This window comes from Streptomyces sp. NPDC002446, assembly GCF_053595675.1.
In genome coordinates this window covers 1-13,291 of sequence record NZ_JBSFYC010000032.1, presented here as the reverse complement: position 1 = coordinate 13,291, position 13,291 = coordinate 1, and the positions used below count along the sequence as shown (strand labels likewise).

Here is a 13,291-nt window from a genome sequence, read left to right as displayed (position 1 = left end):
GACACCGCTGATCGCCATACGTCCACCTGCGCTTCATCTTTTCGCCACCATCGCCCCCGGCGGCCGTGAGAGAAACCAGCCATGTGTGATGACGAACTGATCCCGCCGCAGGCGGACATGACCGAGCGGGAGTGGCTGCGGGCCGGCTCGGAGCCGGCGGCCGGGGCACCGTCGGTGCCCACGACGGGGCGCGTTCCGCAGTGGGTGAACCGGCGGACGCTGCTGGGCGGCGCGATGGCCGGTGCGGCGCTGGCGGTGCTGCCCTCCCAGGCGCAGTCGCCCGCGTCGGCCGCGCCCCGCCCGGGCGCCCCGGGGGCCTTTCCGTTCCCCGAACACCCCAACGGCAGGGGCGAGTTCAGCGTGCTGATCACCGGTGACGCGGGGACCGGCGACGAGGCGCAGTACGCAGTGGCGGCCGCCGCCCGGGATGTCTGCCGGGCCGAGGGCGTCGGCCTCGCAGTCGGCCTCGGCGACAACATCTACGAGAACGGCCCGGAGTCCGACGACGACTCGGAGTTCCAGGACAAGTTCGAGAAGCCGAACAACGGCATCGACGTCCCGTGGCTGATGGTGCTGGGCAACCACGACTGCTCGGGGCTGATACCGGGCAGCGGCGGCGACCCCTCGCGCGGTGACCGCGAGGTCGCCTACGCCAGGACCTCCCGCCGCTGGTACATGCCGAGCCGCTACTACAGCGTGCCGCTGCCCGCCGCCGACCCGCTGGTGGAGTTCTTCGCCATCGACACGATCCCGTGGTCCTCGTACGTCGCGCAGCTCGACCCGTACTACCGCTGGGACGGGCCGTACATGCGCGAGCAGCGAAACTGGCTGGACCGTGCGCTGAAGGCGTCGCGGGCCCGCTGGAAAGTCGTCATCGGCCACCACCCCTATCTCAACAACGGCAAGCACGGCAGCGCCGGTTCCTACGACGGCTTCGAGATCGGGAACTACACCAGCGGCATCCACCTCAAGGAGATGTACGAGCAGGTGGTGTGCGGGCGGGCCGACCTGATCCTGTCCGGCCACGACCACACGCTGCAGGTCCTGGAGCCGACGGCACGTACCGGCGGCACCCGGCAGGTGGTGTGCGGGGCTTCCGCCAAGACGGAGGACGGCAAGGCCCACTTCGGGCACCCGGCGGCCTGGCAGAACTTCTCCGACAACGGGTTCATGGTGCTGAAGGTGTCCGGTGCCCGGCTGACCATCGACGCGTACACGGTCGATGTCGCCACGCGCAAGGCGACGCTGCGGCACCGGACGCGGCAGACCACGCCGGTCGCCGCAGCACGGGCACACGCCTGACGGTGCGGGGCGTCCCGGGAGGGAGCCCACCGGGGACGGCCCGCCGCGCCCTGCTGCTGCTCGCCGACGCCGCACCCCTGTCGACAGGGGTGCGGCGCGAGACCTTTCACACCGTCCACGAGTCGGCCGGGTCGTCCAGCCAGGCCCGTTGGCCATCGGGAGTCACGGTCAGACCGAACCGGGTGTGGTCCGGTCGCCCTTGGTCGACCCACCACTGGAAAGCGTCCTCCACGGTGTCCCAGAGCAGGCGGGGACCTGACTGCCAGACACGGGCCGTGTCCCCGTCCCGGAACTGCACGCACGCCCACGAGCGATCACTCAGGCTGTAGAACCACGCTGCCCGCGCGCCGTCGCGCCTTTCCGCAATGACGTGCCAGCACTCGGGGACGCGGAGCCCCAGGGCGAACCGCTCGGGGCCGAACTGCTCCCCGATGAACTCCGCTTCGGTGAGCGATGTGGATGACTCCTCGCCCTCCGCCACGCTCCCCGTGACGTACTCGGAGTGGACCACGGGTGCCAGGCGCTGTGAGCGGAGCTTCATGAACTCCACGGGCCCGGTGAACTTGCCGGACGCGCTCTTGCCGTCCGGCGCAACCCTCAGACGGACCACCGCATCACCGTGGCTGTAGTACGTCCCCCACGGGGCCACGATGATGCCACCGGGCCGGCACTGCTCTGCCCACGTGAACGGGATGGACCGGAGACCGCACGTCGCAATGATCCGGTCGTACGGCGCACCCTCCGGGTGGCCGTGGAAACCATCGCCGTGGACGACCCGCACCGTGCTGCCGAACCGTTCCGCGGTCGCGCTGGCCGTTGCTGCCAGAGCCTCGTCCACCTCCATGGTGATGACGTTCCCCGGGCCGGCACGGTGAGCCATGAGCAGGGAACTCCAGAGGGTGGCACTGCCGATCTCCAGTGCTTTGTGCCCCCGGTGCAGGTCCAGATCCTGCAGCATGCGGAACACTACGCTCGGCATGGATGCGGAGCTGGTCGGAACCTCGCCCGGTTCCCGGCCGGGGTTCGTACCGTCGTCCCATTGCGTGACGATCGGCACGTCAGCATCGGCGAACTCCTGCCACCTGTCGGGCTCTTCCGTCCTGGATACGGCAACGCTCCGCCCGGCCTTCATGTCGAACGGCCACATCAGGTCCGGCAAAACGGCGGATCGGGGTACGGACGCATAGGCGGAGACCCAGTCCGAAGAGAGGGCACCCGCAGACATGAGGACACGCCCCAGCGCATTCAGGCCGGGGCGCTCCTTGCTCGCATCAGTGGTCACTATCAGGCGGCCTTCGGCGGGTTGGGAACACCGGGGCCGCCATCGGGAGTCGGCGCCGGGTGCGGGCCCGGGTAAGGCTCCCCTGGGAGCTTGTCACCGCCGTCGTTCTGCAAAGCCGTGATCACTTTTACCTCCTGGTATCTCGATGCTGCCCTGAGTGGCTGACCTTTACCTGCGGCCGACTGGGGCCTGTGCGCCGGCCGCCGTCGTCGAGGAGTCGCACCCAGCCAGGACCCACCCCATGCGGTCCGCGTAGTCGTGGCAGCCCTGCAGGCGCATGTCCAAGTGGCGGTGGTTGCGGGTGGCGCACCGGTCGTAGATGAACACGAGCGGGGCCGGCGCACTCACAGCCACGCCTCAGCGGTGAGCATGGCCAAGAGGTACTGGCAGTCACGAGCCATCCGGTGAACCTGGACGTGCGCCGACAGGACGCCGTGGCCGAGTCCCCGGTTCATCTGACCGACGATGCCATTGAGCCGCGTGACCAGTTGATGGTCGGTAGGCCAGCGTCGACGGACTGTTTTGCGCGCGTCAGGGAGCAGTAGTGCGATATGCCCTCGCAGCAGTTCGTCGAGCTCGGCCATGGTGTCCATGTCCAGCCGACTGCTACCGAGACTCAGCGCTCGTCGGATCGTCTCGCCGATCGTGTCCACGTCGATCGGGTATTCGCCGCTGTGCGCAGCGTCCTGCGGTGGGAGATGGGCAGTTGTCAGCGCTCGCCCGTATCATCCGCATCACGTCGGCACGGCCGTCTGCTCGCCCTGTGCTTCGGGGCTTGAACATCCCACGTCAAGAGGCGTGCAGACATGGGCAGTCATGGGCAGTCACGGGCAGTTGGCGGGGCCGCGCCCCGCCGTTCGCGTTCGCTGCCTGAACGCGAGCGGCGAACGATGCCTCACTCCTCCGGCCCGTACCACAGCGTGGTCATATTGCAGAACTCGCGGATGCCGTGGCCGGAGAGCTCCCTGCCGTAGCCGGAGCGCTTGGCGCCGCCGAAGGGGAGGCCCGGGTGGGAGGCGGTCATGCCGTTGAAGAAGACTCCGCCGGACGTCAAGTCGCTTGCCAGCCGGGCCTGTTCGTCGGCGTCACGGGTCCATGCGTTGGAACTCAGGCCGAACGGCGTGTCGTTGGCGACCTGCACCGCCTCGTCCAGGTCGGCGACGCGGTAGAGCGTGGCGACCGGGCCGAACGCCTCCTCGTGGTGGATGCGCATGGTGGGGGTGATCCCGGAGAGCACGGTCGGCTCGTAGAACCAGCCGGCGCGGTGCTCGGGCGGCCGGCGTCCGCCGCACAGTGCACTCGCGCCCTGGTGGACCGCGTCGTCGACGAGTTCCTCCAGGTCGGAGCGCCCCTGCTCGCTGGAGAGCGGCCCGATGTCGGTGTTCTCGTCCATCGGGTCACCGACGGTCAGCGCGGCCATGCGCTCGGTGAACCGCTCGGCGAAGGCGTCGTAGACGTCGTTGTGCACGATGAACCGCTTGGCGGCGATGCACGACTGCCCGTTGTTCTGGACCCGCGCGGTGACCCCGACGCGGGCCGCCTTGTCGAGGTCGGCGGAGGGCATGACGACGAACGGGTCACTGCCGCCGAGTTCGAGAACGGTCTTCTTGACCTCGTCACCCGCGATCGAGGCGACCGAGCGGCCGGCGGGCTCGCTGCCGGTCAGCGTCGCCGCCGCGACCCGCGGGTCGCGCAGGATGTCCTCAACGGCTCCGGATCCGATCAGCAGGGTCTGGAAGCAGCCGTCCGGGTAGCCGGCGCGGCGGAAGAGCTCCTCGATGTAGAGCGCGGTCTGCGGGACGTTCGAGGCGTGCTTGAGCAGCCCGGTGTTTCCGGCCATCAGCGCCGGCGCGGCGAACCGTACGACCTGCCAGAGCGGGAAGTTCCAGGGCATCACCGCGAGGACGGTGCCGAGGGGGCGGTAGCGGACCACGGCGCGCACCGCGCCGGAGTCGCTGACGTCGTCCGGGTCGGGGTGCTCGTCGGCCAGCAGCCGCTCGGCGTGGCGGGCGTACCACCGCATGGTCTTGGCGCACTTCGCGGCCTCCGCACGGGCCTGGGCCAGCGGTTTGCCCATCTCGGTGGTCATGGTGCGGGCGATGCCGTCCTGGTCGGCGTCGAGCAGCTCGGCGGCCTTGAGCAGCAGCTCGGTGCGCCGGGCGAAGGTCGTGGTGCGATGCTGCTGGAAGGCCTGTTCCGCCCTGACCAGGTGGTCTTCGATCTCGCCCGCGTTGAGCGCGTCAAAGGTCTTCAGGGTCTCGCCGGTGGCCGGGTTGACCGTGGCGATGGCCATGATCAGCACCTCCTAGGAGAGCGGTGAGGGGGCCGGGGACGGATCCGGGACGGGGTCCGGTCCGGGCGGACGGGGGATCGGCTCCGGCTCCGGCGGGATCGGCTCCGGCGGCGGTGGCGGCACGGGCGGTCCCGGAAGGGGTTCCGGGACCGGGCTCGGCGATGGCCCTCCCGGGTCCGGGGGCGGCTGAGGTTCACGGTTGCGTAGCACTTGTTTGCGTAGCACTTGTCTGGCCTCCTTCCCACGTTTTCGGCTTTCCCGCCGTGGTGGTTTCACACCGTTGTGCCTGCTGCGGGCCGCTCCGCTGCGCTTGGCGGGCTACCCGCGTCGTCGGCCTTCCCACCGTGGCGCCTGCGGCGGGCTGGTGCCGCTGCGCGGGGCTGTTCGGGTGCGGGACCGGCCCTGGTAAATCCGTATGCGCGCGCAGTGGACGAGCCACGCCCGCCCCCACCCTCATCCTCCCACCCACCCACGGGAGGGGCCGCTCCGCACGGCGGAGCCCGGAGGAGCGGCCCCGCAGCCGAACAGCCCCGCGCAGCGGCAACCAGCTCGCCGCAGGCGCTACGGCGGGGAAGCCGAAAACGTGCGAGGAACTACGGATGAGGAACTACGGATAGTGACAGGCCACCCGGTGCCCGGGCGTCTCCGGTTCCGCCGGGGGCGGCTCTGTCGTTGCGCACAGCGCCGTGGCGAGCGGGCAGCGCGTACGGAAGCGGCAGCCGGAGGGCGGCGCCGCAGCCGAGGGGGTCTCGCCGGTCAGCGGGCTTTCGCCGGCGAGCAGCAGGCCACGGGTGTACGGGTGCAGCGGACGGGTGAAGACCCGTTCCGCGGGGCCGGTCTCGACCAGCTTGCCGAGGTACATCACGCCCACCGTGTCCGCGAGGTGCCGCACCACCGCCAGGTCGTGCGAGATGAAGAGGTAGCTCAGCCCCTTCTCGCGCTGCAGCTCGCGCATGAGGTTGAGGATCTGCGCCTGGACGGAGACGTCGAGCGCGGAGACCGGCTCGTCGGCGACCACCAGCGAGGGGGCCAGGGCGAGGGCTCGGGCCAGGCCGAGGCGCTGGCGCTGGCCGCCGGAGAACTCGTGCGGATAGCGGTCCACCACGCTGCTCGGCAGCCCGACGTCGTCCAGCAGCCCGGCGATCCGCCGCCGCTGTTCGGCCCGGTCGCCGATGCCCTGGATGACCAACGGTTCGCGCAGTACGGCGCCCACCCGCATCCGCGGGTCCATGGCCGCGGAGGAGTCCTGGAACATCAGCTGGACGTGGCGCCGGTGGGCGCGCAGCTCCCTCTTGGTGAGCCGGGAGATATCGCGGCCGGCGAAGTGGACGGCGCCGCCGCTGGGCGCCTCCAGGCCGACGGCCATCCGGCCGAGGGTGGACTTTCCGCAGCCGGACTCCCCCACGATGCCGAAGGTCTCGCCGCGCCGGACGGTGAGCGAGACCCCGGCCACCGCGCTGACCTCGCTCGTCCTGCGGCGGGCGAACGGGCCGCCGTGCAGCGGGTAGCTCTTGGAGACGTCGGTCAGCCGCAGCAGCGGTTCCTCCGCAGGCACGGCGCGCGACGGCGGGAGGGGACCGGCGGGCGGCTCGGCGACGGGGGCCGGTCCGGCGGGGGCCGGTCCGGCGGGGTGGAAGCAGGCGAAGGCGTGGGCGGTGGCGGCCGGTGTGGTGTGCGGCAGGCCGTCGGTGAGCTCCGGCTCGGTGTCGTGGCAGCGGTCGGTGGCGAAGCCGCAGCGCGGGGCGAAGCGACAGCCGGTGGGGCGGGTGGCGAGGGACGGCGGCAGGCCGGGGAGGGTGGCGAGCGTACCGGCGCCCTGCGGGGCCTTGGTGGCGCGCTCGGGGAGTGCGGCGAGGAGGGCGTGGGTGTAGCGGTGCCGCGGGGTGGCGAACAGCGACCGTGCGGGGGCGCGTTCGGCGATCCGGCCGCCGTACATCACCGCGACCCGGTCGACCCGGCGGGCGACGACCCCCAGGTCGTGGGTGACCAGGATCATCGCCATGCCGAGGCGGGCGCGCAGCCCGTCGATGAGTTCGAGGATCTGGTGCTGGGTGGTGACGTCGAGGGCGGTGGTCGGCTCGTCGGCGATCAGCAGCCGGGGTTCGCAGACCAGCGCCATGGCGATCGCGACGCGCTGCCGCATCCCGCCGCTGAGCTGGTGGGGATAGCTTCTGAGCCGCTCGGCGGGGCGCGGCAGGCCGACCAGGCGCAGGGTCTCCTCGGCCTTCGCCCATGCCTTAGCCCTGCTCGTCTCGCGGTGCAGGAGCAGGGGTTCGGCGACCTGGGCGCCGATGGTGAGGGTGGGGTTGAGGGAGGTCAGCGGGTCCTGGAAGACCATGCCGACGGTGTTGCCGCGGACACCGCGCAGGACGCGTTCGGGGGCGGCGGCCAGGTCCGTGCCGTCGAAGCGGATCCGGCCGCCGGTCACCCTGCCGCCGGGCGGCAGCAGGCCGAGGACGGACAGCGCGGTCATGGTCTTGCCGCAGCCCGATTCGCCGACGATGCCGAGCGATTCGCCGGGCGCGAGGTCGAGGTCGATGCCGTCGAGGGCGTGCACGGTACGGCCGCGGCCGGTGATCTCGACCCGCAGGTCCTCGATCCGCAGGAGCGGTTCGGTCATGGCGTGGTCCTCGCTTCAGGTCTTCCGGCAGTGCGTCAGGTCTTCCGACGGTGCGTCAGTTCTTTTGCAGACGTACGTCGAAGGCATCCCGCAGGCCGTCCCCGATGCAGTGGAAGGCGGCCACGACCAGCACGATCGCGATGCCCGGCGGGAAGATCAGCCACCAGTGGCCGACCTGGGTGTAGGTGATGCCGGCGGAGAGCAGGGAGCCCCAGTCGGCGGCGGGCGGCGGGAGGGACAGGCCGAGGAAGGAGAGGTAGGCGACGTAGAGGATGGCGTCGGCCACCTGGAAGGTGGCGTTGACGACGACGGTGCCGACGGCGTTGGGCAGGATGTGCCGGAAGACGGCCCGGCCTCCGCCGCCGCCCATCAGCCGCATGGCGTGGAGGTAGTCCCGGCCGCGCAGCGCCAGCGCCTCGCCGCGGACGAGGCGGGCCGGGGAGAGCCAGGCGACGGAGGCGATGATCAGGATGAGGAGCGGCTTGCCGGGAGTGGTGATCGCCGCGGCCACGACGAGCAGGAAGAGCGCCGGGACGGCGAGCGCGGCGTCGGTGATCCGCATCATCACGGCGTCCGCCCAGCCGCCGAAGTAGCCCGCGACCGCGCCGTAGACCGTGCCGAAGAGGGTCGCCAGCAGCCCCGCCGCCAGGCCGACCTCAAGAGAGGTGCGGCCGCCGTACATCAGCCGGCCGAGCAGGTCGTAGCCCAGGTCGGTGGTGCCCAGCGGGTGCCCGGGGCCGGGGGCGCGGCCGGCCTGGGAGAGGTCGGTGTGGATCTGGTCGGTGGGGTGGACCAGCGGCCCGAGGAAGCAGAAGGCGAGCAGGGCGAGCAGGATCAGGGCGCCGGTGAGGGCGAGCTTGTTGCGGGCGAAGACGGTGAGCGTGCGGCGCGCCGGGCCGGGGGCGGCCGCGGGGCGGGTGGCGTCGGGGGCGGTGGTCGTCACGGCACGCTCCTGATGCGCGGGTCGAGGACGGCGTAGGCGATGTCGGCGAGCAGCGAGCCGAGGACGGTGGCGACGCCCACGACGAGGGTGACGCCCAGCAGCACGGGGAAGTCCGAGCTCTGGGCCGCGTTCCAGAACAGCAGCCCCATGCCCGGGTAGTTGAACATCGACTCGACGACGAGGGTGCCGCTGAAGAGGGTGGGGAGGTAGAGGCCGAGGAGGGTGGCCAGCGGGATGAGCGCGTTGCGCAGGACGTGCCGGACCATGATGCGGGCGCCGGACTGGCCCTTGGCGCGCGCCGTGCGCACATAGTCCTCGGCCAGGTTGTCCAGGACGGCGGAGCGCAGATAGCGGCTGAAGGCGGCGACGATGCCCAGCGCGCCGGTGACGACGGGGAGCACCAGGGCCGGCGCCTCGGCGAGGATGCCGCCGACGGTGTCGGCCTGCGGTGCCTCGGCGGGCAGCAGTTGCAGCTGCTGGCTGAAGACGAGGATGAGGACCAGGCCGAGGAAGAACACCGGGGTGGCGTAGGCGAGGAAGGCGGCACCGGTCAGGACGTGGTCGGCGGCCTTGCCGCGGCGTACGGCCTGCAGGATGCCGAGCGGAACGGCGAGCACCGCGGCCAGCGTGAGGGAGAGCCCCGCCAGCAGGGCGGTCTTGGGCAGACGCTCACCCAGCAGCGAGGCGACGCTCTGGTTGAGCCGGTATGACTCGCCGAGGTCGCCGCCGAGCAGCCGGCCGAGGTACCGCACGTACTGCTCGGGCAGCGAACGGTCGAACCCCTGCTGGTGGTTGAAGTGCGCGATCGCTTCGGGGGTGGCCTGCACGCCGAGGATGGCGCGGGCCGGGCCGCCGGGCAGCAGATGCAGCAGGACGAAGATGATGACGGAGACCAGCAGCAGGACGACGAGGGCCTGCGCGGTGCGCCGGACCAGGAAGCCGGTCATCCGGCGGCACCGGCCTTCTTCACGAAGTACCAGTACTGCGGCGCGAGGGAGAGGGTCGGGTTCTGGTCGACCCCGCGCAGGTCGTTGCGGATGGCGGAGACCTGGTAGGCGGGGTTGGGGGTCCACAGGACCGGGAGCTTGCGGGCCACCGTGCGGCCGTAGTCGCGCAGCGCGAGCGAAGCGAGGTGGGGGTCCCCCCGGCCGGAGGCTGGGGGACGGTCGGCGGAGTACTCGGTGGCCCGGATCAGCCGGTCGGTCTCGGCGTCGGACCAACTGCCCATGTTCGAGGGCCCGTTGCTGGCGAAGATCTTCTCTCCGCTGGGGTCGGGCGGGAAGTACCAGCTGCCCTGGGTGCCGAAGAAGCCGAGCTGCCACTGGGCGCAGCGCGGCTCGGCCGGCTTGCAGGGGACGGTGGTGCCCAGGACGGTGTTCAGCGGCTGCTGCCGGATGTCGAGGGCGATGCCCGCCTTGCCGAACTCGGACTTGACGGCCTGCATGGTGTTGGACGTCTCGGTCGAGCCGGACTGGGACAGCAGCGAGAGCCGTAGCTCCTGGCCGTCCCTGACGCCCGCGCCGCAGGCCTGCGCACCCCGTCCCGGCCGTACGCAGCGCAGCGTGCCGTCCCGCTCGGCCCAGCCGTGCCCGGCCAGCAGCCGCTTCGCCCGCTGGGGGTCGTAGGGATAGGGCTCGCCGTCCAGGAGGCCGGCGGGGACCGGGCCGAGGGTGGGTGCGGCGCTGCCGTGCCAGATCACCCGGGAGATCGCCTTCTGGTCGATGAGGTGCTGGAGGGCCCGGCGCAGATAGTCCTGGCGCAGCAGCGGCCCGGCCGTGGGGTGGTGGTAGTTGAGGACGATATAGGTGATCGCCCAGCCCTCCCACGGGTCGATGCGATAGCCCATCTCCTTGAACCTGGCCGACTGCGCCATGACGGACGGCGGAATGTAGCCGTAGTCGACGCCGCCGGCGCGCAGCACGTTGAACTCGGAGTCCGCGGTGGTGAAGGGCTTGAGGATCACCCGGTCGAGATGGGGCCGGTCCGGCCCCCGGTATGCCGTGTTGGGGACCAGCGAGACCTGCCCCGACGTAGTCCAACTCGCCACCCGCCAGGGCCCGTTGACCGTCTTCCACAGCGGATCGGTGGCGAACCGGGAGAACTGCCGGGCGTGCCGCATCAGCCGGGCGAAGGCCCGCCCGGGGTCCTCGTTGCGGGGGTTCCAGGCGTGTAAGGGAAGGGCGACGAAGTCCTGGAGTTCGTTGGCGGTGAACCACGCCGGGTTGTAGGCGCGATCCAGCCGCAGCCGGAACGTGCGGTCGTCGACCAGCTCGAACTCCTTGACGTCGTCCGGCATCAGCCGGGGCGAATATCCGGCCCAGTCCTGCTTGTTGTGCTTGATCAGGTCGAACCAGAACTTCACGTCACGGGTGGTGACGGGGACTCCGTCGGACCATCGGTAGCCCTTCTTCAGCGTGATGCTGACGGTGGTATTGCCGTCGCTGTAGCGGGGCAGGTGCGCGAGGCCGCGCGGCGAATCGAGGGTCAGCGCACCGCCCTTCGGCTCCGGCATGAACAGCCGCAGGAAGAGCAGGTCCTGAATGCTGCTGTTGTAGGAGGCCAGATAGCCCGGGGCGCCGATGGGGAAGATCCAGTTGGGCGTGGAGGCGGGCGGCAGGGCCATCGTGACGGTGCCGCCCTCGACGGGTGTGCCACCCGTCGGGGAGATGTCGCTGACAACGTTGTCGGTCGGCCCGCAGCCGAGCAGCGCGAAGACGCCGAGCAGTACGGCGGCCGCAACGCGCCCCAGGGTCCCGCGAATTCGGGTACTGCGCAGGCTCATGCCGCCTCCGGGGGTCCGACGGGTGGAGAGTGCGAGCAAGGTATCGGGGTCGGGGCGCTTTGTCTGCCGGTCCGCTGCGCTTGGCCGGCTTCCCACGTTGTCGGCTGGCCCGTCGTGGTGGTTTCTCGCCTCTCCGCTGCGCTTGGCTGGCCCGTCCGCTGCGCTTGGCTGGCTTCCCACGTGTTCGGCTGGCCCGCCGTGGTGGTTTCTCGTCGTTGCGCCTGCGGCGGGCTGGTTGCCGCTGCGCGGGGCTGTCAGGGTGCGGTGACGGGCCTCCGCGGGTGGGGTGCCGGACTGCTTCGCTTTACGTCCGGCACCCCACCCGCTCCGACCCGTCCCCTCCTGTGAGTGGGTGGGAAGAGACCCGTGGGGGTGCCCGTAAGTGGTCATGCGCTGGACCGCTCAGGGGCACCCGACAACGTGGAAGGCGACACAGCGTATGCGCATCGGTATCGGCGGAATGGCCATCGAATCCAGCCAGTTCTGCCCGCATCGCTCGGCGTACGACGACTTCCGGGTGACCCGGGAGGGCGCGCTGCTGGACCGCTACACCTGGACCCGGCCGGACGACGCGCTGGCCGGGCTGGTCGAGTGGGTGCCGCTGGTGCACGCTGTCGCGGTGCCCGGCGGCCCGGTGGAGCGCGCCACGTACGACCGCATCAAGGGCGAACTGACCGACCGGATCAGGGCGTCGGGACCGCTGGACGGCCTGGTCTTCGACATCCACGGCGCGATGAGCGTGGTCGGACTCGACGACGCGGAGGCCGACCTCACCGAGGCGGTACGTGACGCCACCGGCCCCGGCACGCTCATCTCGGCCGCCATGGATCTGCACGGCAACGTCTCACGCCGCTTCGCCGAGCGCCTCGACCTGCTCACCGCGCACCGTATGGCGCCGCACGAGGACGCCTGGGACACCCGCGAGCGGGCCGCCCGCAAGCTCGTCGGACGGCTGGTCTCGGGGAAGGGGCGCCCGCACCGCGCCTGGGTGCAGATCCCCGTCCTGCTCCCCGGTGAGAAGACCAGCACCCGTCTGGAACCGGCAAAGTCGCTCTACGGACGGCTGGCCTCGGTCGAGGCGCTCGACGGGGTCGTCGACGCGGCGATCTGGGTGGGGTACGCCTGGGCCGACGAGGAGCGCTGCCGGGCCGCGGTGGTGGTCACCGCGGACGATCCCCGGCTCGCCGTTGCCCAGGCCGAGTCACTGGCCCGTGAATACTGGTCCGTGCGCCGCGACTTCACCTTCGTCGGGCCGACCGGCGACGCCGACGGGTGCATCGCCCGTGCCGTCGCCTCACCCGCCCGCCCCTTCGTGATCAGCGACTCCGGCGACAACCCGACCGCGGGCGGCGCGGGCGACCTCGCCTATATGCTCGGCCGGCTCCTGGCACACGAGGAACTGGCGAGCGGCCGGGTCACCGCCCTCCACCCGGGCATCACCGATCCGGCGGCCGTCGCCGTCTGCTTCGACGCCGGGGTGGGCGCGCAGGTCACGGTCCGGGTGGGCGGCCGGTTCAGCGCGGGCACCGGTCCGCATGCCGAGCCGTACGAGCTGACCGGCACGGTCACCTCCCTCGACGGCCCGCCCGGCCCCGGCTCCGGCACGCCGCGCGGCAATCCGGCGTACGACGGCGGCGGCCGGACCGCGGCCGTCACCCGCGGCGGGGTGACGGTGGTCCTGACCGAGCGCCGCAAGCCGTTCCACACCCGCGCCGACTTCGGTCCGCTGGACCCGCTCGACTACGACCTGCTGGTCGTCAAGATCGGCTACCTGGAACCCGAACTGCACGCCCTGGCCGCCGACTGGCTGCTCGCCCTGACCCCTGGCGGGGTGGACCAGGACCTGCTCCGCCTCGGCCACCACAAGGTGCTGCGGCCGCTCTACCCCTTCGACGACGCGGGCTTCGAGGAGGCGGACTTGGGGGCGGTGTTGCTGTAACTGTGCCTTGGCTTGGGCGGACGTTGTTGGCTTTCTCGCCGTTGCGCCTGCGGCGGGCGGTGCCGCTGCGCGGGGCTGTTCGGCTGCCGGTGACGGTCCTCCGGGGCCTGGTGTGTGGACTGCTTCGCTT

General features: G+C 71.4%; 9 protein-coding genes. 2 read left to right on the top strand and 7 right to left on the bottom strand.

Annotation, left to right across the window (positions count from 1 at the left end; translation table 11 throughout):
* Positions 1-81: 81 nt before the first annotated feature.
* Positions 82-1,302, top strand: a complete 1,221-nt coding sequence (locus ACWD6P_RS19485) for a metallophosphoesterase (RefSeq protein ID WP_451445357.1) — start codon at positions 82-84, stop codon at positions 1,300-1,302.
* A 106-nt stretch (positions 1,303-1,408) separates the two neighbouring features.
* Here the strand turns inward: ACWD6P_RS19485 and ACWD6P_RS19480 are convergent, their stop codons facing one another.
* The 7 genes from ACWD6P_RS19480 to ACWD6P_RS19450 form a co-directional block, all read right to left on the bottom strand.
* The gene (locus ACWD6P_RS19480) at positions 1,409-2,584 is read right to left on the bottom strand and encodes a protein-L-isoaspartate(D-aspartate) O-methyltransferase (RefSeq protein WP_451445356.1); all 1,176 of its coding nucleotides are present in this window, start codon (positions 2,582-2,584) and stop codon (positions 1,409-1,411) included.
* 344 nt (positions 2,585-2,928) lie between these two features.
* The gene (locus tag ACWD6P_RS19475) at positions 2,929-3,237 is read right to left on the bottom strand and encodes a DUF6415 family natural product biosynthesis protein (RefSeq protein WP_451445355.1); all 309 of its coding nucleotides are present in this window, start codon (positions 3,235-3,237) and stop codon (positions 2,929-2,931) included.
* A gap of 242 nt (positions 3,238-3,479) precedes the next feature.
* Positions 3,480-4,877 (bottom strand): NADP-dependent succinic semialdehyde dehydrogenase, encoded by a 1,398-nt coding sequence (locus ACWD6P_RS19470; RefSeq protein WP_451445354.1) that lies wholly within the window; start codon positions 4,875-4,877, stop codon positions 3,480-3,482.
* Positions 4,878-5,484: 607 nt separating this feature from the next.
* Positions 5,485-7,497, bottom strand: coding sequence for an ABC transporter ATP-binding protein (locus ACWD6P_RS19465; RefSeq protein WP_451445353.1), 2,013 nt, complete (start codon positions 7,495-7,497; stop codon positions 5,485-5,487).
* 55 nt (positions 7,498-7,552) lie between these two features.
* Positions 7,553-8,440: an ABC transporter permease gene (locus tag ACWD6P_RS19460; protein WP_451445352.1), complete on the bottom strand. Its 888-nt coding sequence runs from the start codon at positions 8,438-8,440 to the stop codon at positions 7,553-7,555.
* On the bottom strand, positions 8,437-9,387 hold the full coding sequence (locus ACWD6P_RS19455; RefSeq protein ID WP_451445351.1) for an ABC transporter permease: 951 nt from the start codon (positions 9,385-9,387) through the stop codon (positions 8,437-8,439). Before ACWD6P_RS19455 ends, ACWD6P_RS19460 begins: the two co-directional genes overlap by 4 nt.
* Positions 9,384-11,222 carry a peptide ABC transporter substrate-binding protein gene (locus ACWD6P_RS19450; protein ID WP_451445350.1) on the bottom strand — a complete coding sequence of 613 codons (1,839 nt, stop codon included), beginning with the start codon at positions 11,220-11,222 and terminating at the stop codon, positions 9,384-9,386. Before ACWD6P_RS19450 ends, ACWD6P_RS19455 begins: the two co-directional genes overlap by 4 nt.
* Positions 11,223-11,661: 439 nt before the next feature.
* Here ACWD6P_RS19450 and ACWD6P_RS19445 point away from each other — a divergent pair, with 439 nt between their 5' ends.
* The gene (locus ACWD6P_RS19445) at positions 11,662-13,161 is read left to right on the top strand and encodes a M81 family metallopeptidase (protein WP_451445349.1); all 1,500 of its coding nucleotides are present in this window, start codon (positions 11,662-11,664) and stop codon (positions 13,159-13,161) included.
* Positions 13,162-13,291: the final 130 nt, after the last annotated feature.